We start from the raw sequence: 26,043 nt of genomic DNA on the forward strand, positions 1-26,043 counted from the left end.
ATCCGATGGCGCTGACACCGACCCTGCTGCTGGGCGGCCTCGAACGCAGCCTGAATGCCCTGCTCGCCCGGGACCCCGCGGCGCCCGCCCGGCTGGCCCGCCTGGCGGGTCAGCGCCTGTTGCTGCGCCTGGAGCAGCCGCCGATGGCGCTGGCCCTGGCCTTCCACCCCCGGGGACTGGACCTGCTGCGCCCCGACGACGAGCCCGAGGAGGCCTTCGACGCGGTCGTCGAGGCCGACGCCGAGACCCTCGGCGAGCTGCTCGGCGGCGCCTCCCTGGAACGGCTGATGTTCCAGGGCAAGCTCGCCGTGCGCGGCCGCATCCCGCTGCTCGAGGCGACCCGCGACCTGCTGCTCGACCTGGATCTGGACTGGGAAGGCGAGCTGGCCCGCTGGCTGGGTGACATACCCGCCCACAGTCTGGCCGAGGGCGTACGCAGCCTCGGCCGCTGGGGGCTGCGCACCCGCCAGGAACTGTGCGCCGACGTCTCGGAATATGTCTTCGAGGAGGCCCGGCTGTTGCCCGGTCGCCACCAGTTCGAGGGCCTGCGCGACCATCTCACCGAGCTGGAGGTCGCCACCGACCGCCTCGAGGCCCGCCTCGAGCGCCTGCGGCGCCGACTGACCGAGGGCCAGGCACCATGATCCCGCGGCTGGCGCGCATCGCCTGGGTGGTGACCCGCTACCGCCTGGACACTCTGATCCCCCAGGAGCGACTGCCCTGGTGGCTACGCGGCCTGCTCGCCCTGTCGCCGCTGCGGCTGGTGCCCGTCGGCTCACGCCCCCGAGGCGAGCGGCTGCGCCTGGCGCTGGAGACCCTGGGGCCGATCTACGTCAAGTTCGGCCAGGTGCTGTCGACCCGCCGCGACCTCTTCCCGCCGGACATCGCCGACGAGCTCAAGCGCCTCCAGGACCAGGTGCCACCCTTCCCCGGCCATCTCGCCCAGGCGCTGGTCGAGGAAGAGCTCGGCATGTCGCTGGATGAGGCCTTCGCCGAGTTCTCGACGGAACCGCTGGCCTCGGCCTCGGTGGCCCAGGTCCACGCCGCCCGGCTACCCGACGGCGACCAGGTGGTGGTCAAGATCATCCGCCCGGGCATCGAGCGGGTCATGCGCCAGGACATGGCATTGATGTATCGGCTGGCCGCCGTGCTGGCCCGGGTGCCGGAAGCGCGCCGGCTGCGCCCGGTGGAGGTGGTGCGCGACTACGAAGCGACGCTGTTCGACGAGCTCGACCTGACCAAGGAGGCCGCCAACACCTCCCAGCTCAAGCGCAACTTCAAGGGCTCGCCGCTGCTGTTCGTGCCGGCCATCCACTGGGGGCTGACCCGCCACCGAGTGATGGTCCAGGAGCGCATCCACGGCGTGCCGGTGGCCGACACCGCCGCCCTCCAGGCCCAGGGCACGGATCTCAGGAGACTCGCCGAGCGCGGCGTGGAGATCTTCTTCACCCAGGTGTTCCGCGACAACTTCTTCCATGCGGACATGCATCCGGGCAACATCTTCGTGTCCCGGGAGGCGCCCTGGAACCCCCAGTACATCGCCATCGACTGCGGCATCGTCGGCAGCCTGACCCGCGAGGACCAGGACTACCTGGCGCGCAACCTGCTGGCTTTCTTCCACCAGGACTACTACGAGGTGGCGGCGCTGCACATCGAGTCGGGCTGGGTCGGCGAGGACACCCGGGCCAACGAGTTCGCCGCCGCGGTGCGCACCGTGTGCGAACCGATCCTCGAGAAGCCGCTCAAGGACATCTCCTTCGGCCAGGTGCTGCTGGGGCTGTTCCAGACCGCCAGGCGCTTCAACATGGAGGTGCAGCCCCAGCTGGTGCTGCTGCAGAAGACGCTGCTCAACGTCGAGGGCCTGGGCCGCCAGCTGTATCCGGACCTCGATCTCTGGACCACCGCCAAGCCGTTCCTGGAACAGTGGATGAAGGAGCGCGCCGGCCCCCGCGGGCTCTGGGACTCCATGAAGCGCCAGGCCCCCGAGCTCTCGCGCCAGCTTCCCGAGCTGCCGGTACTGGCCCACCAGGCCCTGGCCCGCGCCGAGCACGGCCACCAGCAGCAGCGCCGGCAGGGCGAGGCCATCGGCGCCATCCGCCGCCGGCTCGATCACCAGGGACGACGCCAGCGGCGCCTTCGCCTGGGGCTTCTGATCGTGGCCGCGGCACTCGCCTGGCGACCGCTGGTCGAATGGGCAGATGGCCAGCCCTGGCCGGTGCTCGGCGCGGCGGCCATCGGCGCCCTGCTGCTGGCCTGGAACTGATTCACTTACTGCAACGGAAACGTCTCATATGAGCGATATTCTCGACCGCCTCGACGAGGTCCTGGCCAGTCGCCGCCAGGCCGACCCCCAGGACTCCTATGTGGCCAGCTTGCATCACAAGGGCCTGAACAAGATACTCGAGAAAGTCGGCGAGGAAGCCACCGAGACGCTGCTGGCGGCCAAGGACGCCGAGCCGGATGACGAGGCCTCGCGTCGGGCGCTGGTCGCCGAGACGGCCGACCTGTGGTTCCACAGCCTGGTGATGCTGTCGCACCTGGGGCTGAGCCATCGCGAGGTGCTCGACGAACTGTCCCGACGCTTCGGCCTGTCCGGCCACGACGAGAAGGCCTCGCGGCCACGTTAGGTTTTGGACGAAAAGTCGGCGAGCGATGGCCAGACAAGGCAAAAATCGACGAGAAGACGGACCGGGCTCGCGTGCGAGTTTACGCGGTAAATGAGTACTTAGAGCCGATTTTTAACACCGTATGGACGAGCGCAGACAGTTTTCGTACAGAACCTAGACACCGACGCCGGGCTCCCGGCGCCACAACCTGAGGAACACCCTATGTTAGGCGGCATCAGCATCTGGCAACTCCTGATCGTCCTCGGCATCATCATCCTGATCTTCGGCACCAAGAAGCTGCGCAACGTCGGCGGCGACCTGGGCGGTGCGGTCAAGGGCTTCAAGAAGGCCATGCACGAAGATGACAAGGAACAGGCCGAGGAAAGCGACAAGCCCCAGGCCCAGGTGCGCCACGACGACGAGGGCGAGACCTACGACGTCCGGGCCGAGCACAAGGCCGAGGAACGGGAAGAGCGCAAGTAGGCCGCCATGTTCGACATCGGCTTTCTCGAACTCCTGATCATCGGCGTGGTGGGCCTGCTGGTGCTGGGCCCCGAACGCCTGCCCAAGGCTGCCCGCACCGCCGGACTGTGGGTCGGCCGCATCAAGCGTACCGTCTCCGGCATGCAGCGCGAGATCAACGCCCAGCTCGAGGCCGAGGAGCTGCGCCAGAAACTCGACGAGCAGCAGAAGAAGCTCGACGAGGGGCTCGACCGGGTCAAGCGCGGCGTCGAGGACTCGGTCGAGGCGCCCGCCGCCGAGCGAACGGCACGGGATCGCAAGGATGCGGCGCGGACTGGCGATGCCCCTTCCCCTCGGCCCTCGCCCGAGGCCCGTCTCGACGACGCCCTGAGCCAGGCCCGCCGGCAGGCCGATGACGCCGACTCCGACGCCCACGAGGACGCTTCTTCCCGATGAGCCAATCCGACGATTCCCGCGACCCCGGGCAGGCCCATGCCCCGTTGATCGAGCACCTGGTCGAGCTGCGCTCGCGGCTGTTGCGGGCGGTGATCGCGATACTCGTGATCTTCCTCGGGCTCTACGCCTTCGCCAACGACATCTATGCCTTCGTCGCCCAGCCGCTGATGGCACTGCTGCCGGAAGGCTCGCGGATGATCGCCACCGAGGTGGCCTCGCCGTTCCTGGCGCCCTTCAAGCTGACCTTGGTGGTGGCGGTGTTCATCGCCGTGCCCTTCGTGCTCCACCAGGCCTGGGCGTTCATCGCCCCGGGGCTCTACGACAACGAGAAGGCCCTGGCGCTGCCGCTGCTGGCCTCCAGCGTGGCGCTGTTCTACGCCGGGGCCGCCTTCGCCTATTACGTGGTCTTCCCGCTGCTGTTCCAGTTCTTCACCCAGACCGGGCCGGAGGACGTGGCGGTGATGACCGACATCAACCAGTACCTCAACTTCGTCCTCAAACTGTTCTTCGCCTTCGGCGTGGCCTTCGAGATACCCATCGCCACCTTCCTGCTGATCCTGACCGGGGCCACCACGGTGGAGAGCCTGTCGAAGAAGCGCCCCTACGTGGTACTGGGCTGCTTCGTGGTGGGCATGCTGATGACCCCGCCGGACGTGGTCTCCCAGAGCCTGCTGGCGGTGCCGATGTACCTGCTCTACGAGGTCGGCCTGCTGTTCGGCCGGCTGGTGCGCCGCAAGCGCGAGAAGGATGCCGCCGACGGCGAGGCGTAAGCTCGAAGCTCGAAGCTCGAAGCTCGAAGCCAAGCTGAACCAGAACGCCTCCATGGCAAGGCCATGGAGGCGTTCTTCTTCCCGCTTCAAGCTTCCAGGCGCGAAGCGCCGCTCTTCCAGCTTACAAGTCCATCATCTCGTCGATGCGATCCACCAGCTTGAAGATCCCGGTCGCCGCCTCGCCGATGCGGGTGGCGAGCATGTAGGCCGGGGTGGTGACCACGCGGTTCTCGAAATCCACCACGATGTCTTCCACACCGCAGCTACGGTGCAGGCCGCCCATGCTGCTGATCGCCCCGGCCACGCCCGGGTCGTGCCCGATGGTCACGGCGATGCCCGGCCCCAGCAGGCGCGGCACCATCACCGGGGCGATGCACATCAGGCCGATCGGCTTGCGCGCCTCGCGAAACTCGGTCATGGCCTCGACCAGGCCGTCGTGGATCACCAGGTCGGCGCCGGCCTCGGCAAAGTTGGAGAGGGTCTTGGCCGCCCCGAAGCCGCCCGGCAGGATGACGGCGTCGAAGTCGTCGGCCTCCAGCTCGTCCAGCGGCCCAATCTCGCCGCGGGCCAGTCGCGCCGACTCGGCCAGCACGCTGCGCCGCTCCTCGCCAGCTACCTCGCCGCTGCGGTGGTCGACCACGTCGTGCTGATCGATGTCGGGGGCGAAGCAACGGTAGCCGATCCCCAGCTGGTCCAGGCGCAACAGCGTCAGGGTGGTCTCGTAGATCTCCGAGCCATCCTGGACACCGCATCCCGACAGAATGACCGCCACCTGCTTGCTCATATGCGTCTCCTCGTGCGCCTCCTGCCGGACGGTGGCAGGGCCGATAAACATGGAGCCATCACTTTAGAGAGTCGTCGGGGGTGCGACAAGGCGCGTCTGTCGGTGCCGACTCACCCTGATATACTCGAGCGACTGTCACCGTTTCGTCATCTCTGCCCGCCAGACTGAGATCCGGCGGCCCCGGTCACCGTTTCGGAGAGGATGTCTTGAGCTTCACGACCGCACGCCAATACCCCGCGACCCGCATGCGTCGCATGCGCCGCGACGACTTTTCACGCCGCCTGATGCGCGAGCACACCCTCACCGCCGCCGACCTGATCTGGCCGGTGTTCGTGCTCGACGGCGAGGATCGTCGCGAGGCCGTGCCCTCCATGCCGGGCGTCGAGCGCCTGTCGCTGGACCTGCTGATCGAGGAGGCACGGGAGGCCGTCGCGCTGGGCATCCCGGTACTGGCGCTGTTCCCGGTGGTGGATCCGGCACTGAAGAGCGAGCTGGCCGAGGAGGCCTACAGCGCCAACGGGCTGATCCAGCGCAGCGTGCGCGCCCTCAAGGAGGCCGTGCCCGAGCTCGGCATCATGACCGACGTGGCGCTGGACCCCTACACCAGCCACGGCCAGGACGGCATCCTCGACGATAGCGGCTACGTACAGAACGATCGCACCGTGGAGACGCTGCTCAAGCAGGCGCTCTCCCATGCCGAGGCCGGCGCCGACATCGTCGCCCCCTCGGACATGATGGACGGTCGCATCGGCGCCATCCGCCAGGTGCTGGAGCAGGAACAGTTGCACAACACCCGGATCATGGCCTACAGCGCCAAGTACGCCTCGAGCTACTACGGCCCCTTCCGGGACGCCGTGGGTTCGGCGACGAACCTCGGCCGCGCCGACAAGTCCACCTATCAGATGGATCCGGCCAACGGCGAGGAAGCGCTGCACGAGGTGGCCCTGGACCTGGCCGAAGGCGCCGACATGGTGATGGTCAAGCCGGGCATGCCCTACCTGGACGTGGTGAGACGCGTCAAGGACGAGCTCAAGGTCCCGACCTTCGCCTACCAGGTGAGCGGCGAATACGCCATGCACATGGCCGCCTTCGACAACGGCTGGCTGGATGCCGACGCCGTGATGCTGGAATCGCTGATGTGCTTCAAACGCGCCGGCGCCGACGGCGTGCTGACCTATTTCGCCAAGCGAGCGGCGCGGCTGCTCGCCGAGTAACCGCCGGACGGGGCGCCCCTCCGGCCGACGACAGGGAACCCCCATGGACGACTCACGCCGCCCCGACCCGTCCGCCACCGTGGAGCCCCCGCTCGGTGGCGACGCCGCCAGCGAGATCCCGGTCCCGCGCCTCAACCAGACCCGTACCGGCATCAAGCCCAAGGCGCTGCCGGACCCCGAGGCCGACCTCACGGACCCGGGGCTCTACTTCAACCGCGAGCTGTCGCACCTGCAGTTCAATGTGCGGGTGCTGGAACAGGCCCTGGACGAGGCCCACCCGCTGCTCAACCGGCTGATGTTCCTGCTGATCTTCTCGTCGAACATGGACGAGTTCTTCGAGATTCGCGTGGCCGGCCTCAAGAACCAGATCATGATCGGCGACGCCACCTCGGGGGCCGATGGCCGTTCGCCACGCTCGGTGCTGGCCGAGATCGCCCAGATCGCCCACGAGCAGGTGGAACGCCAGTACCGCATCCTCAACGAGGCGCTGATTCCCGCCCTGGAGGCCCAGGGCCTGCGCTTCCGTCGCCGCGGCGACTGGACCGAGGCCCAGCGCGCCTGGGTGCGCGACTACTTCGAGACCGAGATCATGCCGGTGATCAGCCCCATCGGCCTCGACCCCTCGCACCCCTTCCCCCGGCTGGTCAACAAGAGCCTCAACTTCATCGTCGAGCTGGAGGGCAAGGACGCCTTCGGCCGCGAGGGCGGCCTGGCGATCCTGCCGGCGCCGCGCTCGCTGCCGCGGGTGATCGCCCTGCCCGGCGAGCTCTGCGAGGACGGCTTCACCGAATACGTCTTCCTGTCGTCGATGATCCACGCCCATGCCGAGGAAGTGTTCCCGGGCATGAAGGTGCGCGGCTGCTACCAGTTCCGCCTGACCCGCAACGCCGATCTCTCGGTGGACCCGGAGGAAGTCTCCGACCTGGCCTCGGCGCTGCGCGGCGAGCTGCTGTCGCGCCGCTACGGCAGCGGCGTGCGCCTGGAGGTGGCCGACAACTGCCCCGACGAGCTGGCCGACTTCCTGATCCGCCAGTTCGAGCTCGAGGCGTCCGACCTCTACCGGGTCAACGGCCCGGTGAACCTGACCCGCATGATGTCGGTGCTGGGCGACGTGGAGCGCCCCGAGCTTTGCTATCGCGGCTTCACGCCCGGCCTGCCCAAGGCCCTGAAGAAACGCGACAGCGTGCTCCAGGCCATGGCCGAGGGCGATGTCCTGCTCCATCACCCCTTCCATGCCTTCTCGCCGGTGGAGGAACTGCTCCGCGAGGCCGCCCGCGACCCCGAGGTGCTCGCCATCAAGCAGACCCTCTACCGCACCGGCGCCGACTCGCCCATCGTCAATGCGTTGGTGGAGGCCGCCGGCAACGGCAAGGAAGTCACCGTGGTGATCGAGCTGAGGGCACGCTTCGACGAGGCCGACAACCTGGCCCTGGCCTCGCGGCTGCAGGAGGCCGGCGCCATCGTCATCTACGGGGTGATGGCCTACAAGACCCACGCCAAGATGATGCACATCGTGCGCCGCGAGAAGGGCCAGCTGCGCCACTACGCTCACCTGGGCACCGGCAACTATCACTCCAAGACCGCCAAGCTCTACACCGACTACAGCCTGCTCACCGCCGACCCGGTGCTGTGCGCCGACGTGCACAAGGTCTTCCAGCAGCTCTCCGGCATGGGCCGGGCGCGCAGGATCGAGAAGCTGCTGCACGCCCCCTTCACCCTGCACGAGCGACTGGTGGCGATGATCGACCGCGAGGCCGAGCATGCCCGCAAGGGCAAGCGCGCCCACCTGATCATCAAGTGCAACTCACTCACCGAGCCCAAGCTGATCCAGGCCCTGTACCGGGCCTCCCAGGCCGGCGTGGAATGCGACCTGATCATCCGCGGCATGTGCTGCCTGCGCCCGGGCCTGCCCGGCATCTCCGAGTCGATCCGGGTGCGCTCGATCATCGGCCGCTTCCTGGAACACACCCGGGTCTTCCACTTCCACAACGACGGCAAGTCGGAGACCTGGGGCTCGAGCGCCGACTTCATGGCCCGCAACATGTTCCACCGGGTCGAGACCTGCTTCCCGCTGCTCGACAAGAAGCTGGCGGCCCAGGTACGCAAGGACCTGGAGACCTATCTGGTGGACAACTGCCAGAGCTGGCTGCTGCGCCCGGACGGCACCTACGTCAAGCAGGCACCCGGCGAAGCCGCCCCGATCAGCGCCCAGGAAACCCTGCTTTACGCCTACGCGGCCCGGGCGTAACCCCACTGTTACGAAAACGCCCCCTCCCAGGCACGGCCGCGAAGGGGGCGTGGCATTGCGGCGACCGTTGGTCCTAGACCCCGACCGGGCCGCCGTCGGCCTTCTCGATCACCACGGTGGCGGCCCGGGGACGAACGCTGCCCTGGGCGGCGACGGTGGCGTCCTCGGCGGCGGGCCAGTTACCGGGATGCTGGATATTGATGAACAGCGCACTGCGATCCGGAGTGGCGAAGATCCCGGTCACCTCACAGCCATTGGGGCCCACGGCGAAGCGACGGAGCTGGGTCTGGTTGGCCGCACCGATCACCGCGGCCTCGCCGTCGCCGGAGGCAACGCTCTGGGGCACCACCGCCAGCAGCTGGTCGTTGGTGTGTTCGGCCACCCCCGCGTAGCCGTTGTCGGTCTGGATCCACAGGATGCCCTGCCCGTCACCGCGGTCGTCGTACCACAGGCCGTCGGGACTGGCGAACTGGTTGCGCTCGGTGAGGCCGGAGCGGTTGCCGGCATCGTCGGCGGCGGCCCCGAACACGAACACCTCCCAGGAGAAGGCGGTGCCCTCGCCCTCGCGCCAGCGGATGACCTGGCCGGCCTCATTGTTGGCCCGCGGGTTGGGCGCATTGGTCGGCGCGGTGGCATAGCCCACGCCGCGCTGTTCGATACCCGAGCCGTCGTGAGTAAAGGTCGCCGCGGTGCCGTCCGCGGTGCGCTGGGAATTGTTGGTCAGGGTCATGTAGACCTCGCCGGAGGCCGGATCGACGGTGCCCCACTCGGGCCGATCCATCGGGGTGGCGCCCAGCAGGTCGGCGGCGTCGCAGGTGTGGATGATCACGCCGGCCCGATCGTCCGCGGCCAGGCCCAGCGCCTGGGCCAGGGTGCGACCATCGGCGATGACGGCATCCGGGGTCAGCGGCCGCCATTCGCCGCTCCCGTCGGCATCGAAGCGCGCCACGTAGAGCGTGCCCCGGTCCATGTACTTGGCGCCCAGGGCCAGACGATCGTATTCCTGCCCGGGGCGGTTGGCGTCGGCCGGGTCCCAGCGGGCATCGGAGACGAACTTGTAGATGTACTCGTTGCGCGAATCGTGGCCGGAGTAGAACACCACCGGCTCGCCGGCGACCAGCTTGCCGGGCCAGCAGCCCTCGTGACGGAAGCGACCGAGGGCGGTGCGCTTGACCGCTCGCGCGCCGCTGTAGGGATCGATTTCGACGATGTAGCCGAAGGTTCGCGGCTCGTTGCGATAGTCGTCAGCGGCCGTATCGCCGCGCGGCGTGGCGTCGAAGCGGGAGAACTCGTCGTCGGCCTCGCCGTCTGCGGCGGCGGTCTCCCAGCCATAGCGACCGCGCTCCTCGGGGATGCCAAGGCGATCGTCGTCGACCTGACGATCGGCGCGCTTGATGAAGTAGCCCGGCCAGTTCTCCTCGCAGGTCAGGTAGGTGCCCCAGGGCGTGAAGCCGTTGGCGCAGTTGTTGTTGGTGCCGCGGGTGCGAGTGCCGTCCGGCGAGAATCGGGTCCGGACGTATTCACTGCCGGCCACCGGGCCGCTCAGTGCCATCTCGGTGGCACTGGTGATGCGGCGGTTGTAGGGCGAGTCGGCCACGTGGGACCAGCGGCCCTGCTCGTCCTTGCGGACTTCCACCACGGTCACGCCATGGGCGTTGATCTCGGTGCGGGCCTCGTCGGCCGGGCGCGCGCCCTCGCTGGCATTGGTGGCGCCACCGCGGGCGGCCCACAGCGCGGCCTGGTCGATGTACTCGTTGTTCATCGCCAGCAGGAAGCGGCGCGAGGCGTTCGCCTCGTCCAGGGTGAAGGCATGCATGCCATCGTGATGCATGCCGACGCTGTTGGCCTGTCCCTCCGGGGTGGGGTCCAGGTCCTCGCGCCAGGCCGGTGCCTTGGCATTGAGCGGAGTGCCCCAGGGCAGCAGCACCTGGGCCCGATAGCCTTCGGGCACCACGATGGCATCGCGACGCGAACCGGCGATGGATTCGAACGCCAGCGCAAGGGGTGTCCTGGCGGCACCGGCCGTCTCGGCATGCGCCAGGCGACCGCCGGCGAGCCCGAAACCGCCCAGCAGGGTCATGGCGGCCATGCCGAGACCGCCCTGCATGACGCGCCGACGGGACACATGGCGCTCGAGCACCGAGGAGAAAGGTTCGTTGGTGCTGCGATTGAGAATCCGCGGGTCTTCGATTTCCTTGCTCATGATCTTCCTCGCTAGTCACACCGCGTGCGGTGAGGGGTACCGCACGCTCGTCCGGCGCGAATATTAGCGAGGAAAGGTGACGGTCGAGTGACCGAGCATGTTCGACGGGCATGACGACCCGTCGATCGGGAATCAGATTCCCCGGCGCAGGCGCTCCGCGGCGCTCGTCAGCAGGTGCTCGGTGGTCTCCCAGCCGATGCAGGCATCGGTGACCGAGACCCCGTGGCGAAGCTTTCCGGGCGCCAGCGGCTGCTTGCCCTCGTGGAGGTGGCTCTCGAGCATCAGCCCCATCAGCGAGGCGTCCCCCCCCAGCCGTTGGCCCAGCACGTCGAGCATCACCTCGCTCTGCCGGCGGTGGTCCTTGCGGGCGTTGGCGTGGCTGCAGTCGACCATCAGTCGCGGCGACTGGCCGGCCTCTTCCAGGGTGCGACGCGCCGCCGCTACCTGAGGAGCCCGGAAGTTGGGCTCGCCGTGGCCGCCACGCAGCACCGCGTGGGTATGCGGGTTGCCGGGGGTCTCGCGCATCATCGGCCGGCCATCCGCCCCCATGGCGAAATGCTGGTGGGGATGCGCCGCGGCGCGCATGGCATCCACGGCCACCTGCAGGTCGCCGCTGGTGGCGTTCTTGAAGCCGACCACGGCCTCGAGGCCGCTGGCCAGCTCGCGATGCAGCTGGGATTCGGTGGTACGGGCGCCGATCGCCACCCAGCTCAGCAGGTCGTCGAGGTAGGGGGCCAGCATCGGCTGCAGCAGCTCGGTGGCCACCGGCAGGCCAAGCCCAGCGATCTCGCGCATCAGCGAACGCGACAGCTCGAGGCCGCGGGACAGGTCGCCGCTGCCGTCCAGGTCCGGATCGTAGGCCAGTCCCTTCCAGCCGACGGTGGTACGCGGCTTCTCGACGTAGACGCGCATCACCGGCAGCAGCCGATCCTCGACCGCAGGCGCCAGCGCGGCCAGTCGGCGGGCGTACTCGAGGGCCGCCTCGGGGTCATGGATCGAGCAGGGGCCGACCACCACCAGCAGCCGGTCGTCGTGGCCGGCGAGGACGTCGCGGATGGCCTGGCGCTGGTCGGCGATGCGCCGGGCGAGCGCCGGCTCGAGCGGCAGGGTCCGGTGAAGTTCCGCCGGCGTGGGCAGAACAGCGTGGGCGCGGCAGGTCGGAGCGGACTCCGAGGGAGAAGCGAGGGAAACGGGGGCGTTCATAGGGGCATCAACTCCGTGAGCGGGAACATCGGGGTGTGGTCATGCCACCGGCAGGCTCACGGTCGGAGGTGGCGCACTGAGCCGACCGCATGTCGATAAATCGCCAGCCATAGCCGTAATAGTCCCGGCCCTGGGTGCGGAACTCGGCGTAGCGGCGGTCGAATGCGGTCATGGGTCGTCTCCTCGGAATGATGGTGTCGAAAACGCAGAACCCCCGGGCGGGGTTGCCGTCCGGGGGTTCTGCATGTCGGAGGCAACCCTGGGCGGGGCGTGCCTCGCAGCGTCGTCCTGTGCTGTCAGGAACCGGCCGCCGGCACGCCGTCGCTAAACCAGTAGCCCGGCCAATAATAGCTGGCACCGGAGACGCTCTCGTGACCACGGGCCATCGGCGCCGAAGCGGCGGTCGAGGCAAGGCGCGTGGTGGTGAGCGGGCTCGGTGTCATGGGCGGTCTCTCCTGTGTACTCGTCTTATCCTGCCCTCTCGCGGACGGGATGACAAGGGCGCTACTGGGCTATCGCAGATCCCCCTCGTCTGGGGCTGATCCGTCGACAGGTCGTCGAGGGGCGCTATGAACCCCTCCCTGGGCGCTACTTTGGCCCTGCTTCGCTCTCGCATCCTGCTCCGCTTGCAGAGCCGGCGCTGGCCATCCATGGCCAGCGCGTTCGGCGAAGATCGCCTCACCCATGGCCAAAAACCCCCTCGACGACCTGTCCCCGGCGCCCCTTGCCTGGTCCAACTGCGATTGCCCTAAAGGGCGCTATCAGCCGGTGGCGAGCTGAACCCAGGCGATGGTGGCCGGCAGGCAGCTCATGCCCACCAGCACCGCCAGGCCCAGAACCACGGCCAGCAGGCCGCTGTCGTCCTTGAAGTTTTCGTCGTGTGTCGTCATCGGAGGCTCCTCTCTGTTGGAATTTTTTTGCAGTCTAGGTTCGGTATGAAAAGTCGTCGAGCGAAGGTCAGACACGGCAAAAATCGGCGACAAATCGGCAGGGAATGCCGATTTGGGCAGCTCCGCTGCTCGAAGAACGAGCGACATGGAGGTCGCGAGTCAAAAGGCGGACCGGGCTCGCGTGCGAGTTTACAAGCTGTAAATGAGTACTTTGACCGGGCTCGCGCACGAGCCGATTTTTAACACCGTATGGCCGAGCGCAGGCACTTTTCGGACGCAGCCTAGCGAAGGTGGCGCCCGCCATCGACCGGCAGGGTCACTCCGGTCACGTAGCGATTGTCGAGCAGGTAGCGCAGGCTCTGGTGAATGACGCCGGGCCCGGGGATCATCCCCATCGCCGACTTGGCCCTGGCCTTCTCGGCGTAGGCTTCGTCATCGCCCTCGTTGAGCATGATCATCGCCGGGGCGATGGCGTTGACCTGGATCGCCGGCGCGTACATGGCGGCGAACGACAGGGTCAGGTTCTCGAGTCCGGCCTTGGTGGCGGCGTAGGCGGCATGCTTGCGCGACCCTTTCTGCGCCACGAAATCGGTCATGTGCACGATGTCGCGCATCGGCTCGGCGCAGGCCTCGAGCAGCTCCCGGGCGCCGAGGTTGATCAGGTAGGGCGCCAGCATGTGCACCCGGAACAGGCGTTCGAAGTTGTCGCCGGCCTCGGGCCCTTCGACGTCCGGCGCCCAGTCGCTGGCGTTGTGGACGATGGCGCGCAGCGAGGTGGTCTCGGCGCGCAGTCGCTCCAGGAAGTCCTCGATGCCGGCCTGGCTGGCGAAATCGGCCTGCAGGGTGACGATGCCTCGGCTGCGAAGCGCCTCGAGTTCCTCGCGCTCGCGACGATAGCTGACGATCACCGGGTGCCCCTCGTCACGCAGCCGCTCGGCGCAGTGGCGGCCCAGCCGCTGGGCGCCGCCGGTGATCAAGATCGGCGAGGCGCTCATGCCCGGCGCTCCCGCACCAGGCTGCCCACGGTGGGTACCAGCGGGTCCCGCGGGGCATAGGCGAAGACATCGGAGAACACCCGCGACGGCTCGAGCCCCAGCGACGCCAGGACGTCGACGCAGGCGTAGACCATGCCGGGCGAGCCGGAGAGATAGACGTCATGGCCGGAGACATCGACGTCGTCGAGGGCCTCGCCCAGGGCGGCATCGATGCGGCCGACATGACCCTGGATGCGCTCGGCGGCGAAGGCCGAATCCATGCCCTGCTCGCTGACGCCGTGGAAGGTCAGGTTCGGGTACTCGGCGGCCCACTCCCGGGCCAGGCTCTCCAGATACAACTCGCGGCGCTCCTTGGCCGCCCACCACAGGGCGATCTCGCGCTCGGGATCGGCGTGCAGTGCCGCCTCGACGATGGCCTTCATCTGGGCGAAGCCGGTGCCGGCGGCCACCAGCAGCAGCGGGCGGCGGCTGTCGGGGTCGAGCACGCAGTCGCCGCCGGGCAGGCGCAGGGTCAGGCGCTGGGCTTCCACCAGCAGCTCGCGCAGCCGCGCCGAGTTGCTACGCTCGGGCCAATGCTGGATATGCAGCTCCAGGCGGCCGTCGCCACCGTGGGCGTTGGCGATGGAGAACGGCACCCAGGTCTCGGGGTCCAGTTGCATCTCCAGGTACTGGCCGGGCGCATGGGCCATGGCCTCGGCACGGCCTTCCAGGTGCACTCGGAAGACGTCGGGGGTGAGGTCCTCGACCTCGACGACCTGGCAGGTCAGGGTCCTTGCCGTCATGAATGCCTCTTGTCGCTGTCAGGGATATCGATGCCCAGCTCGTCCCAGCGCTCGCTGACGCGGGCCTTGACGGCCGCGTCCATGACGATGGGCGTGCCCCACTCGCGATCGGTCTCGCCGGGCCACTTGTCGGTGGCGTCCAGGCCCATCTTGGAGCCCAGCCCCGCCACCGGGGAGGCGAAATCCAGATAGTCGATGGGAGTGTTCTCCACCATCACCGTGTCCCGCGCGGGATCCATGCGGGTGGTGATGGCCCAGATCACGTCCTCCCAGCGGCGGGCGTCGACGTCGTCGTCGAGCACCACCACGAACTTGGTGTACATGAACTGGCGGAGGAAGCTCCACACGCCCATCATCACCCGCTTGGCGTGGCCCGGATACTGCTTCTTCATGGTCACCACCGCCATGCGGTAGGAGCAGCCCTCCGGGGGCAGATAGAAATCGGTGATCTCGGGGAACTGGCGGCGCAGGATGGGCACGAAGACCTCGTTGAGCGCCAGGCCCAGGATCGCCGGCTCGTCGGGCGGCCGGCCGGTATAGGTGGAGTGATAGATGGCATCGCGGCGCATGGTCATGCGCGTCACGGTGAACACCGGGAAGGTCTCCACCTCGTTGTAGTAGCCGGTGTGATCGCCGTAAGGCCCCTCCGGGGCGGTGTCGTCCGGGTACAGGAAGCCCTCGAGGATGATCTCGGCGGAGGCCGGCACTTCCAGGTCGGCGTGGCCGCACGGGACCAGCTCGGTGCGCGAGCCTCTCAAGAGCCCGGCGAAGGCGTACTCGGCGAGGCTGTCCGGCACCGGCGTCACCGCGCCGAGGATGGTCGCCGGATCGGCGCCCAGCGCCACCGCCACCGGGAAGGGCTCGCCGGGATGCGCCTGGCACCACTCCTGGAAGTCCAGGGCACCGCCGCGATGGGACAGCCAGCGCATGATCAGGCGATTGCGCGACAGCTTCTGCTGGCGATAGATCCCCAGATTCTGGCGCTTCTTGTGGGGTCCCTTGGTGACCACCAGCGGCCAGGTGACCAGCGGCGCGGCGTCGCCGGGCCAGCAGTGCTGGATGGGCAGCCGGTCGAGGTCGACATCGTCGCCCTCGAACACCACCTCCTGAACCGGGGCGCGCTTGAGCCGCTTGGGCCCCATGCTCATCACCTGCTTGTAGACCGGCAACTTGTCCAGGGCATCGCGAAAGCCCTTGGGCGGCTCCGGCTCCTTGAGGAAGGCCAGCAGCTCGCCGACCTCGCGCAGCGCGCCGACCGAGTCCTGGCCCATGCCCATGGCGACCCGCTTCGGCGTGCCGAAGAGGTTGCCGAGCAGCGGCATGTCATGGCCCTTGACGTTCTCGAACAGCAGCGCCGGCCCCCCCGCCTGGAGGGTACGATCACATATCTCGGTGATTTCCAGGTAGGGATCCACCTCGGCGGTGACGCGCTTGAGCTCGCCCTGGGCCTCCAGCGCGGCGATGAACTCGCGCAGATCCTTGTACTTCATGCGGCCTTCCCGTTTCTCGAACGACACTCACGCAAAAGGGGCAGCATACCATGCCGCCCCTTTGGGATGCTGCGCCTAACTCGGCCACTCCAGGTGCGCCCGGTAAATCCCCCAGGAACCGCTCGACTCGAACATAAGGAAGCGTGGCGAGGGCCGCCGCACAAGCCCTTAGCCGAGCGCTGATACAGAGTGAAGCGGCGCGCGGCGCCCGCCAGGGATGGCGGGCGAGCGGTACTCGTGAGGGACTATGTTGTGCCGCGACGCGCAGGCCGCGAGCGAGGCATCAGGGTTTCGCTCGGTGTGGCGCCGGCGGCGATCCTCGTACCTCGCCGGGCGCGGCGCCTTAGGGTCAACGCCGCTTCATGGCCTCGAAGAACTCGAGGTTCGTCTTGGTATCCTTGAGGCGGTCGATCAGGAACTCGGTGGCCGCGGTATCGTCCATCGGGTTGAGCAGCTTGCGCAGGATCCACATGCGCTGCATTTCGTCCTCGGAGGCGATCAAATCCTCGCGGCGGGTGCCGGAGCGGCGGATGTTGAGGGCCGGGTAGACACGCTTCTCGGCGAGTTTGCGGTCCAGGTGGGCTTCCATGTTGCCGGTGCCCTTGAACTCCTCGAAGATCACCTCGTCCATCTTGGAGCCGGTATCGACCAGCGCTGTGGCGATGATGGTCAGGCTGCCGCCTTCCTCGATGTTGCGCGCCGCGCCGAAGAAGCGCTTGGGCTTCTCCAGGGCGTGGGCATCGACACCGCCGGTCAGCACCTTGCCGGAGGACGGCACCACGGTGTTGTAGGCACGCGCCAGGCGGGTGATGGAATCGAGCAGGATCACCACGTCCTTCTTGTGCTCGACCAGCCGCTTGGCCTTCTCGATCACCATCTCGGCCACCTGGACGTGGCGGGCCGGCGGCTCGTCGAAGGTGGACGCCACCACCTCGCCACGCACCGTCCGCGACATCTCGGTGACCTCTTCGGGCCGCTCGTCGATCAGCAGCACGATCAGGTGGCACTCGGGATTGTTACGGGTGATCGAGGTGGCGATGTTCTGCAGCATCAGCGTCTTGCCCGCCTTGGGGGGCGAGACGAGCAGGCCGCGTTGGCCCTTGCCGATGGGCGCGGTGAGATCGATGATCCGCGCCGTGAGATCCTCGGTGGAGCCGTTGCCGATCTCCATGCGCAGCCGTTCCTGGGGGAACAGCGGCGTGAGGTTCTCGAAGAGGATCTTGTGCTTGGCGTTCTCCGGCTTGTCGAGGTTGATCTCGCTGACCTTCAACAGCGCGAAGTAACGCTCCCCTTCCTTGGGCGGACGAATCTTGCCGGAGATGGAGTCGCCCTTGCGCAGGTTGAAGCGCCGGATCTGGGAGGGCGACACATAGATGTCATCGGGGCCGGCCATGTAGGAGCTGTCGGCACTGCGCAGGAAGCCGAACCCGTCCTGCAGGATCTCCAGCACGCCGTCGCCGTAGATGGCCTCGCCGCTCTTGGCGTGCTTCTTGAGGATGGCGAAGATGATGTCCTGCTTGCGGGAACGCGCCAGGTTGTCGATGCCCATCTCGCGGGCGATCTCCAGGAGTTCCGGCACGGGCTTTTGCTTGAGTTCGGTAAGATTCATCGGTGTGTTCAGAAGTTGCTCGTGAAAGCCGGGCAGTCGTGCGCCGTATGGGAAAAGAGGCGAGACGTTAACGCCGCGTGGATGCGTTCAGAGCCCGGACAGGCTGCTTCTCGTCGAATGCGGGCATGGCCACGGGCGGGCAACCGAAGGGAAGCCGGGCCAGTCTCGGAGGCGAGGGAGCAGATTCGTTTTCGCCTGAATCAGCGCATCGGGCCTGAGGCCGACGTCACGGGCTGATTGCAGTGGGCTATCTGACGACTTGGAAATGACCGGGGCGAGTTCGCCAAGCGCGGTCGGGAAGCATTCGGAACAGGCGAACGACTCGATACTAGTCAAGGCCGAGGGGAAACGCAATACCCCTCGCTTCCGGCGCCGGGGCGATTGACAAGCCCGATGGGCGCCCGCAACCTTTGGCCAGTCACCCTGAAGGACCCGCCATGACAGCGCCCAAGGACCGATTCGCCGCCGACGCCGGCGCACCTGACAGTGCCCCTCGCCGCCTCGCCGCCATCGACCTCGGCTCCAACAGCTTCCACCTGCTGGTCGCCAACTACCAGGACGATCGCCTGCAGGTGGTCGCTCGCCAGGGCGACAAGGTCCAGCTGGCCGCCGGCCTCGACGAGGACGGCCAGCTCAGCGAAGACGCCATGACCCGCGCCCTGGACTGCCTGGCCCGCTTTGCCCCCTTCCTGGAGGGCATCGCCTCTCGAGACACGCGGGTGGTGGGCACCAACGCCCTGCGCGATGCCGACAACAGCCAGGCCTTCATCGACCGCGCCGAGGCGCTGCTGGGCACCCGCATCGAGATCATCGCCGGCCGCGAGGAGGCCCGCCTGATCTACCTGGGCGCCGCTCAGGCGGTGGCCGAAGAGGGTCGGCGGCTGATCGTCGACATCGGCGGCGGTTCCACCGAGTTCATCATCGGCGAAGACTTCGAGCCCCAGGCCCTGGAGAGCCTGAGCATGGGCTGCGTGACCTATACCCGGCGCTTCTTCGACGGCGGCGAGATCACCGAGAAGCGCATGCGACGCGCCGAGCTGGCCGCGCTCTCGGAGCTCGCCAATATCCGCCGCCCCTTCCAGAAGCTCGGCTGGAGCGACCCGGTGGGCTCCAGCGGGACCATCAAGGCCGCCGCGGCGGTGATCGCCGCCGCCGGCCAGTCCCCCGAGGGCATGATCACCCGCGCGGGCCTGGCGGACCTGCGCAAGCGGCTGCTGAAGTGCAAGCGCCTGGACAAGGTCTCGATGGACGGCCTCAAGGCCGACCGCGCCCGGGTCTTCCCCGCCGGCATCGCCATCCTGGGCGCCATCTTCGAGGCCTTCGAGCTGGAGGCGATGCGCTATTCGGACGGCGCCCTGCGCGAGGGCGTGCTCTACGACATGGTGGGACGCAACAGCCCCGAGGACTCGCGGCTCAAGACCCTGGCCAACCTCGAGCGCATCTACGGCGTCGATGTCCGCCAGGCCGACAACGTCGCCGCCACGGCCCTGGCACTGCTCGAGCAGGCGCGCGAGGCCTGGCAACTGGACGACGACCAGGCGCGCTTCCTGGAGTGGGCCAGCCGGCTCCACGAGATCGGCCTGGCCATCTCCCACAGCCAGTTCCACCGCCACGGCGCCTACCTGCTGGAACACTCCGACCTGGCCGGCTTCTCGCGCCCGGAGCAACGACTGCTGGCCTTCCTGGTGCGCGCCCACCGGCGCAAGTTCCCCACCAAGGAGTGGCAGGCCCTGCCCGGCGCCGAGCGGCGCCCCCACGCGCGGCTGGCCCGGCTGCTGCGCCTGGCGGTGCTGCTCAACCACTCCCGCCCCGAGCAGCCTCCCCACCCGCCCCGGCTACACATCGACGGCGAGGCCATGCGCCTGTGCCTCGACGAGGAGGAACCGAGCCTGCTGCTCGCCGACCTGGAGCAGGAGGTCGCCTACCAGCGAGCCGCGGAGCTGACGCTGACCCTCGCCGCCGACTGAGTTCAGTCGGCGCGCCAGCCCTCGGCGCAGGCCAGCCAGCCCGAGGGCCGCCCCACCGCGACCATGTCACCGCCGTGCCAGGCGACGATCAGCCCGGCACGCTCCCAGGGCGGCAGCCCCCATTCCTGCAGCAGCCGCTTGAGATCACGGCGTCCGCGGCCCGCCAGGCGCAGCCGCTCGCCGCCGAGGCGCGGCGCCAGCACCAGCGCCGCCGGCCGCCCGTCCTCGCGAACCAGCCCGGAGACGAGCCTTCCCAGTGGCGTGGGAAGCGACGTGCGCCCATCCCACTCGCTACGCCAGTCGGCCGGCAGAGGCGCGACCGGCGCCAGCAGATACAGCGCGCCGCGCCACACACGGGCCTCGGCGCCCGCCCAGGCCACACGCACCTCGGCGTCACGACGCGCCTCGAGCTGCTCGAGCAGCGCCCCCAGGCGAGCGGCGGGCGGCGTCGGCAGTCCCTGCCGCCCCAGGCAATGGCGGATCAACAGCCGGCGACGCGGCGGCGAGAGCGCCAGCAGCGCCTCGACCGGGAGACGGCCGGGCTTCCCGGAGAGCCGAGCCAGATCCTCCCCGGCAAACTCCTCGAGCAGGCCGTCGGCCTCGGCGGCGAGTGTCGCGCTGCGCGCCAGCGCCGCACCAGACTGCGGCCAGCGAGATGCCAGCAGCGGCAGCGCCCGATGGCGCAGGAAGTTGCGATCCAGGCGGGTGTCGGCGTTGCTCGGGTCCTCGACCCAGCAAAGCCCCAGCCTCGTAGCCTCGGCCTCCAGCGCCGCGCGGGACGCGTCGAGCAGCGGACGGACGAGACGACACCCCTCGAGATCGCGCACCGTCGGCATGGCGCCGAGTCCACGGGGGCCGGCACCGCGCAGCGCCGCCAGCAGGAAGGTCTCGGCCTGGTCATCGCGATGCTGGGCCAGCCACAGGGTCTCATCGATGCCGACGCGACGGGCGAAGGCGCCGTAGCGGGCCTCCCGCGCCTCGCCCTCGAGCCCCCGCCCCGCCGAGGCGTCGACCGCGGCACGCTCCACGAAGAGCGGCACCCCGAACCGCGAGCACAGCCGCCGGCAGTGACGCTCGAAGTCGTCGCCGGCGGCCTGCAGGCCGTGATGCACGTGCAGCGCCCGCAGCGGGCGCGGATGACGCCGGCAGGCCTCGGCGGCCAGGGTCAGCAGCAGCGCGGAATCGAGCCCGCCGGACAACGCCACCCAGACACAACGCCCCGGCGGGGTCTGTGCCAGGGCGCGGTCGATCACGGCTTGCAGGGAAGAAAGCTCGAGGGTCATGAATAGAGAGCCATCTCAGGCATGTCGATGGCAACGCTGTCACCACCCAAGCCAGAGGCCTCTTCGAGCGACGATCTGGCTAGGCGGAGAAGACCGAAGCCGCGGAGTTTACTTGCGGCTAAATGAGCAGGATGAGGTCTTCTCCAACACCGCCAGATCGAGCGCAGAAAGGCCCGATATCAGACGGGGGCGCCGTAGGACATGAGGCGCTGGTAGCGCCGCTCGAGCAGTTCATCGGTGTCCATGCCGCCCAGCCGGTCGAGGCTCTCGGTCAGCGCGGTGCGGATGCGCTCGGCGGTGTCCCTCGGCTGGCGATGCGCGCCGCCCAGGGGCTCGGGGATCAGGGTATCGACGAAGCCCAGCTCCTTGAGCCGCTCGGCGGTGATGCCCATGGCCTGGGCGGCGTCGGAGGCCTTTTCGGCGCTCTTCCACAGGATGGAGGCGCAGCCTTCGGGAGAGATCACCGAGTAGGTGGAGTACTGCAGCATGGCCAGCTCGTCGCAGACGCCGATGGCCAGCGCCCCGCCGGAGCCGCCCTCGCCGACCACGGTGGCGACGATCGGCGTCTTGAGCCGGGACATCACCGCCAGGTTGTAGGCGATGGCCTCGCTCTGGCCACGCTCCTCGGCGTCGATGCCCGGATAGGCGCCCGGGGTGTCGATGAAGGTCAGCACCGGCATCTTGAAGCGCTCGGCCATCTCCATCAGCCGGCAGGCCTTGCGGTAGCCCTCGGGACGCGGCATGCCGAAGTTGCGGCGCACCTTCTCCTTGACGTCGCGGCCCTTCTGGTGGCCGATGACCATCACCGGCTTGTCGTCGAGCCGCGCCACGCCGCCGACGATGGCGGCGTCGTCGGCGAAGTTGCGATCGCCGTGCAGCTCGTCGAAGTCGGTGAATACGTGCTCCAGGTAGTCCAGGGTGTAGGGGCGCTGGGGATGGCGCGACAGCTGGGACACCTGCCAGGCGGTCAGATCCTTGAAGATCGACTCGGTCAGCTTGCGACTCTTCTCCTCGAGCCGGCCGATCTCGTCACTCAGGTTGACCTGGCTGTCGTTGCCGACCAGGCGCAGCTCCTCGATCTTGGCCTGGAGCTCGGCGATGGGCTGTTCGAAGTCTAGGTAGTTGGGATTCATGGGCTAGCCTTGTCTCGTCGGCCGAAGAGGCGACCGGGGGAAGCGTCAAATGCCATGCATTATCGCACCCTGACACGCCCACGCAAGGCGGGCCAGGGGTTGTGTACATTGTCCGTGCCGGCTCAGCGGTAGCGCAGCCGCACGCCGTCCTGGCCCTCGACCTCGCGCAGGGCGATCAGCAGCTCGTCGGAGGGCACGACCCGCCACTCCTCGGCCAGCTCCAGCCAGCCGCTGGCCTCGGGGGTGCGATAGCGCAGCCGCACCGGCAGGCCGCCGCCGTCGCGATAGGGCGTGAGGCTGTCACGCAGGCTGTCCACCAGCCGGCCATTGACCTTGGCGCCGTCCAGGGCCAGCTCTACCGCCTGGCCGTAGCGGGTGCGAGCATCGACCATCGGCGTGATCTCCTTGCCGCGCAGTCGCAGCCCGCCGGAATAGTCGTCGCTCTGCACCTCGCCCTCGACGATCAGCACCTGGTCGGTATCGAGCCGCCCGCGCACCGCGTCGAACAGCTCACCGAACAGCGAGGCCTCGATGCGTCCGGTGCGGTCGTCCAGGGTGACGAAGGCCATGGTATCGCCGCGCTTGGACTTCATGGTGCGCAGCCCCACCACCAGCCCGGCGACCCGCTGGGGCTCCCGGGAGGGCTTCAAGTCGGCGATGCGCGTGGAGACGAAGCGCTCGAGCTCCTTCTCGTACTCGTCGATGGGGTGGCCGGTGAGGTAGAGCCCGAGGGTATCCTTCTCGCCGGCCAGGCGCTCCTTGTCGCTCCAGTCGCGCACCCGGCGATAGTCGGCGTAGACGTCGCTGTCGTCCTCCTCGTCCGAGGCGGCGAAGGCCTCGCCGAACATGTCCATCATGCCCAGGTTCTGGTTGGTCTGGTTCTGGGCCGCGGCCTTGAGGGCGGCATCCAGGGACGCGGTGAGCACCGCGCGGCTCGGCCCCAGGTTGTCCAGCGCACCGGAGCGGATCAGCGCCTCCAGGGTGCGCTTGTTCATGCGCTTGGGGTCGACCCGCTTGCAGAAGTCGAACAGGTCGCGGAAGGCACCACCCTCCTCGCGGGCCTCGACGATGGCGCCGATGGGGCCCTCGCCGACCCCGCGGATGGCGCCCAGGCCGTAGACCACGCGGCCCTCGACGTCGACGGTGAACTTGTAGCCGCCGACGTTGACGTCCGGCGGGGTCACCGTGAGCTTGAGATGGCGACACTCCTCGATCAGCGGCACCACCTTGTCGAGGTTGTCCATCTCGGTGGACATCACCGCCGCCATAAAGGGCCCGGGATAGTGCGCCTTCAGCCAGGCGGTTTGATACGACACCAGGCCATAGGCCGCCGAGTGCGACTTGTTGAAGCCGTAACCGGCGAACTTCTCCACCAGGTCGAAGATGTTGCCCGCCAGGTCCTTGTCGATGCCGTTCTCGGCACAGCCTTCCATGAAGCCGACCCGCTGCTTGGCCATCTCCTCGGGCTTCTTCTTGCCCATGGCGCGGCGCAGCATGTCGGCCTGGCCCAGGCTGTAGCCGGCCATCACCTGGGCGATCTGCATCACCTGCTCCTGGTAGAGGATGATGCCGTAGGTGGGCTCGAGCACCGGCTTGAGCAGCTCGTGCTGATAGTCCGGGTGCGGGTAGGAGATCTCGGCGCGGCCGTGCTTGCGGTTGATGAAGTCGTCGACCATGCCCGACTGCAGCGGCCCGGGGCGGAACAGCGCCACCAGGGCGATCATGTCCTCCAGCGAGTCCGGCAGCAGGCGCTTGATCAGTTCCTTCATGCCGCGGGATTCGAGCTGGAACACCGCCGTGGTCTCGGCCTTCTTGAGCATCTCGAAGGTCGGCCGATCGTCCAGCGGGATGGCGTCGATGTTCAGCGGCCCCTGCCCCTCCGCGGCGCGCACCTTGTCGACCATCTCCAGCGCCCAGTCGATGATGGTCAGGGTACGCAGCCCCAGGAAGTCGAACTTGACCAGCCCGGCGTCCTCGATGTCGTTCTTGTCGTACTGCACGCGCAGGCCGCTGCCGTCCTCGTCGCAGATCAGCGGCGAGAAGTCGGTGAGCTTGGTCGGCGCGATCACCACGCCGCCGGCGTGCTTGCCGGTGCCGCGGGTGATGCCCTCGAGCTTCACCGCCATGTCCCAGATCTCCTGGGCCTCCTCGTCGGCCTCGAGGAAGTCCTTGAGCTGGGGCTCGTCCTCGAGGGCCTTGGCCAGCGTCATGCCGACCTCGAAGGGGATCAGCTTGGAGAGCTTGTCGCCCAGCGAATAGGGCTTGCCCTGGGCGCGGGCCACGTCGCGCACCACCGCCTTGGCGGCCATGGTGCCGAAGGTGACGATCTGCGAGACGGCGTCGCGACCGTAGCGCTCGGCCACGTAGTCGATCACCCGGTCGCGCTTCTCCATGCAGAAGTCGACGTCGAAGTCGGGCATCGAGACCCGCTCGGGGTTGAGGAAGCGCTCGAACAGCAGGTCGTACTCGAGCGGGTCCAGGTCGGTGATCTTCTGGGCATAGGCCACCAGCGAGCCGGCGCCGGAGCCCCGGCCAGGGCCGACGGGAACATCGTTGTCCTTGGCCCACTGGATGAAGTCCATCACGATCAGGAAGTAGCCAGGGAAGCCCATCTGCAGGATGATGTCGAGCTCGAAGTCGAGCCGCTTGCGGTAGCGGGCGTCGATCTCGGCGTACTCGCCGCCGTCGCGGGGATAGCGCTCGACCGGGTAGAGGAAGTCCAGGCGCTCGGTCAGGCCGTCGTGGGAGATCTTGCGGAAGAACTCGTCCTGGGTCATGCCCTCGGGGATGCCGTATTCCGGCAGGAAGATCTCGCCCAGGCGCACGTCGACGTTGCAGCGCGCGGCGATCATCACGCTGTTCTCGAGCGCCTCGGGAATGTCCGCGAACAGCTCGGCCATCTCCTCGGGGCTCTTGAGGTACTGCTCCTCGGTGTAGCGGCGCTCGCGGCGCGGGTCGTCCAGCGCCTTGCCCTCGCCGATCGAGACGCGGGTCTCGTGGGCCCAGAAGTCCTCGCGCTCGAGGAAGCGCACGTCGTTGGTGGCCACCACCGGGGTACCGGTCTCCATCGCCAGGTCCACCGAGAGGTGAACGCACTCCTCCTCCAGCGGCCGGCCGGTGCGGGTCAGCTCCAGGTAGTAGCGCCCCGGGTAGGCGGCCTGCCACTCCTCGAGCAGGGTCCGCGCCTCGGCGTGATGCTCGGTGACCAGATGGCGGCCGACGTCACCCTCGCGGCCGCCGGACAGGGCGATCAGCCCCTCGCTCTGCTCCAGCACCCAGCGCCGCTCGAGCAGCGCCTGGCCATCCCGCTGACCCTCCATCCAGCCCCGTGAGATCAGCTCGGTGAGGTTGCGGTAGCCGGCGTCGTTCATGGCCAGCAGCGTCAACCGGTAGGGGTGCGCCTCGTCGTGGGGATTGGCCAGCCAGAAGTCGCCGCCGATGATCGGCTTTAGGCCGGCCCCCTGGGCGCCGGTATAGAACTTGACCAGGGCGAAGAGGTTGGCCTCGTCGGTGAGCGCCACCGCCGGGACCCCCTGGCTGCCCGCCGCCTTGATCAGCGGCTTGAGACGCACCAGGCCATCGACCAGGGAGAATTCGCTGTGCACACGGAGATGGACGAAGGGCGTGGTCATAGAAGGCTCGGGGCTTGGCGGTAAATGGTCGGTACGGAATTCAGGCTACAAGAACGGCGTAATGGCTTAGGCTCCGCGCCCTGCACTGCTCGGGGCTGATCCGGCGATAGGCCTGCGGGGAGGCGCTGTGAATACCTCCATGTACGCTACCGATTCCCTGCGGCGCTCTCGCATCCTGCGCCGCTTGCAGGGCCTGGGTTGGCCATCCGTGGCCAACCCGTTCGGCGGGAAGAACATCCACCGGATGTTCTTCTTTTTCCGCCTCACCCCTGGAATCGGACCTCCCCTTCGGCCTATCCCCGGCGCCCCTCGCTAT

22 protein-coding genes are annotated in these 26,043 nt (G+C 68.3%); 9 read left to right on the forward strand and 13 right to left on the reverse strand.

Features of this window, described 5'->3' with window-relative positions:
* Positions 1–5: 5 nt before the first annotated feature.
* The 6 genes from ACXAFN_RS08825 to tatC all read left to right on the forward strand — a co-directional run bounded on the left by ACXAFN_RS08825 (position 6) and on the right by tatC (position 4,294).
* Positions 6–644, forward strand: coding sequence for a ubiquinone biosynthesis accessory factor UbiJ (locus ACXAFN_RS08825; RefSeq protein WP_474988032.1), 639 nt, complete (start codon positions 6–8; stop codon positions 642–644).
* Positions 641–2,263, forward strand: coding sequence for a ubiquinone biosynthesis regulatory protein kinase UbiB (ubiB, locus tag ACXAFN_RS08830; RefSeq protein WP_474988034.1), 1,623 nt, complete (start codon positions 641–643; stop codon positions 2,261–2,263). Before ACXAFN_RS08825 ends, ubiB begins: the two co-directional genes overlap by 4 nt.
* A gap of 28 nt (positions 2,264–2,291) precedes the next feature.
* Positions 2,292–2,627: a phosphoribosyl-ATP diphosphatase gene (locus ACXAFN_RS08835; protein WP_474988036.1), complete on the forward strand. Its 336-nt coding sequence runs from the start codon at positions 2,292–2,294 to the stop codon at positions 2,625–2,627.
* 201 nt (positions 2,628–2,828) lie between these two features.
* Entirely contained in the window at positions 2,829–3,089 is a 261-nt protein-coding gene (tatA, locus tag ACXAFN_RS08840; RefSeq protein ID WP_474988037.1) for a Sec-independent protein translocase subunit TatA, read from the forward strand.
* A 6-nt stretch (positions 3,090–3,095) separates the two neighbouring features.
* The gene (tatB, locus tag ACXAFN_RS08845) at positions 3,096–3,524 is read left to right on the forward strand and encodes a Sec-independent protein translocase protein TatB (protein ID WP_474988039.1); all 429 of its coding nucleotides are present in this window, start codon (positions 3,096–3,098) and stop codon (positions 3,522–3,524) included.
* Complete coding sequence (gene tatC, locus ACXAFN_RS08850) at positions 3,521–4,294, forward strand: twin-arginine translocase subunit TatC (RefSeq protein WP_474988040.1); 774 nt, start codon at positions 3,521–3,523, stop codon at positions 4,292–4,294. Before tatB ends, tatC begins: the two co-directional genes overlap by 4 nt.
* Positions 4,295–4,415: 121 nt before the next feature.
* Here tatC and elbB read toward each other — a convergent pair whose 3' ends face one another.
* Positions 4,416–5,078 carry an isoprenoid biosynthesis glyoxalase ElbB gene (gene elbB / locus ACXAFN_RS08855; RefSeq protein WP_474988042.1) on the reverse strand — a complete coding sequence of 221 codons (663 nt, stop codon included), beginning with the start codon at positions 5,076–5,078 and terminating at the stop codon, positions 4,416–4,418.
* A 206-nt stretch (positions 5,079–5,284) separates the two neighbouring features.
* Between elbB and hemB the strand changes: the two genes are divergently transcribed.
* Both hemB and ppk1 read left to right on the forward strand, forming a co-directional pair.
* Complete coding sequence (gene hemB / locus ACXAFN_RS08860) at positions 5,285–6,292, forward strand: porphobilinogen synthase (protein ID WP_474988044.1); 1,008 nt, start codon at positions 5,285–5,287, stop codon at positions 6,290–6,292.
* A 43-nt stretch (positions 6,293–6,335) separates the two neighbouring features.
* Complete coding sequence (gene ppk1, locus ACXAFN_RS08865; RefSeq protein ID WP_474988045.1) at positions 6,336–8,540, forward strand: polyphosphate kinase 1; 2,205 nt, start codon at positions 6,336–6,338, stop codon at positions 8,538–8,540.
* A 73-nt stretch (positions 8,541–8,613) separates the two neighbouring features.
* Here ppk1 and ACXAFN_RS08870 read toward each other — a convergent pair whose 3' ends face one another.
* The 9 genes from ACXAFN_RS08870 to rho form a co-directional block, all read right to left on the reverse strand.
* Positions 8,614–10,743, reverse strand: coding sequence for a PhoX family protein (locus tag ACXAFN_RS08870; RefSeq protein WP_474988047.1), 2,130 nt, complete (start codon positions 10,741–10,743; stop codon positions 8,614–8,616).
* A 132-nt stretch (positions 10,744–10,875) separates the two neighbouring features.
* Positions 10,876–11,946, reverse strand: coding sequence for a 3-deoxy-7-phosphoheptulonate synthase (locus tag ACXAFN_RS08875; RefSeq protein WP_474988049.1), 1,071 nt, complete (start codon positions 11,944–11,946; stop codon positions 10,876–10,878).
* 7 nt (positions 11,947–11,953) lie between these two features.
* Positions 11,954–12,118: a hypothetical protein gene (locus ACXAFN_RS08880; RefSeq protein ID WP_474988051.1), complete on the reverse strand. Its 165-nt coding sequence runs from the start codon at positions 12,116–12,118 to the stop codon at positions 11,954–11,956.
* Positions 12,119–12,242: 124 nt separating this feature from the next.
* Entirely contained in the window at positions 12,243–12,389 is a 147-nt protein-coding gene (locus tag ACXAFN_RS08885) for a hypothetical protein (RefSeq protein ID WP_474988053.1), read from the reverse strand.
* A gap of 318 nt (positions 12,390–12,707) precedes the next feature.
* Entirely contained in the window at positions 12,708–12,836 is a 129-nt protein-coding gene (locus ACXAFN_RS08890; protein ID WP_474988055.1) for a hypothetical protein, read from the reverse strand.
* A gap of 281 nt (positions 12,837–13,117) precedes the next feature.
* The gene (gene folM / locus ACXAFN_RS08895) at positions 13,118–13,831 is read right to left on the reverse strand and encodes a dihydromonapterin reductase (protein ID WP_474988057.1); all 714 of its coding nucleotides are present in this window, start codon (positions 13,829–13,831) and stop codon (positions 13,118–13,120) included.
* Entirely contained in the window at positions 13,828–14,613 is a 786-nt protein-coding gene (locus ACXAFN_RS08900; protein ID WP_474988059.1) for an NAD(P)H-flavin reductase, read from the reverse strand. Before ACXAFN_RS08900 ends, folM begins: the two co-directional genes overlap by 4 nt.
* Positions 14,610–16,103, reverse strand: coding sequence for a 4-hydroxy-3-polyprenylbenzoate decarboxylase (gene ubiD, locus ACXAFN_RS08905; RefSeq protein ID WP_474988061.1), 1,494 nt, complete (start codon positions 16,101–16,103; stop codon positions 14,610–14,612). The genes ACXAFN_RS08900 and ubiD overlap by 4 nt, the downstream gene beginning before the upstream one ends.
* Positions 16,104–16,452: 349 nt before the next feature.
* A complete protein-coding gene (gene rho / locus ACXAFN_RS08910; RefSeq protein ID WP_474988062.1) occupies positions 16,453–17,712 on the reverse strand; it encodes a transcription termination factor Rho in 1,260 nt (419 codons plus the stop codon).
* Between the two features lie 437 nt (positions 17,713–18,149).
* Here rho and ppx point away from each other — a divergent pair, with 437 nt between their 5' ends.
* Positions 18,150–19,679 carry an exopolyphosphatase gene (gene ppx / locus ACXAFN_RS08915; RefSeq protein ID WP_474988063.1) on the forward strand — a complete coding sequence of 510 codons (1,530 nt, stop codon included), beginning with the start codon at positions 18,150–18,152 and terminating at the stop codon, positions 19,677–19,679.
* 2 nt (positions 19,680–19,681) lie between these two features.
* On the opposite strand, the gene tilS is transcribed toward ppx, so the two are convergent.
* The 3 genes from tilS to dnaE all read right to left on the reverse strand — a co-directional run bounded on the left by tilS (position 19,682) and on the right by dnaE (position 25,727).
* Positions 19,682–20,962: a tRNA lysidine(34) synthetase TilS gene (gene tilS / locus ACXAFN_RS08920; protein ID WP_474988064.1), complete on the reverse strand. Its 1,281-nt coding sequence runs from the start codon at positions 20,960–20,962 to the stop codon at positions 19,682–19,684.
* 179 nt (positions 20,963–21,141) lie between these two features.
* Positions 21,142–22,095, reverse strand: a complete 954-nt coding sequence (locus tag ACXAFN_RS08925; RefSeq protein WP_474988065.1) for an acetyl-CoA carboxylase carboxyltransferase subunit alpha — start codon at positions 22,093–22,095, stop codon at positions 21,142–21,144.
* A 122-nt stretch (positions 22,096–22,217) separates the two neighbouring features.
* Complete coding sequence (dnaE, locus tag ACXAFN_RS08930) at positions 22,218–25,727, reverse strand: DNA polymerase III subunit alpha (protein WP_474988067.1); 3,510 nt, start codon at positions 25,725–25,727, stop codon at positions 22,218–22,220.
* Positions 25,728–26,043 lie beyond the last annotated feature (316 nt).

Source organism: Halomonas sp. ABH4_019 (genome assembly GCF_056159885.1).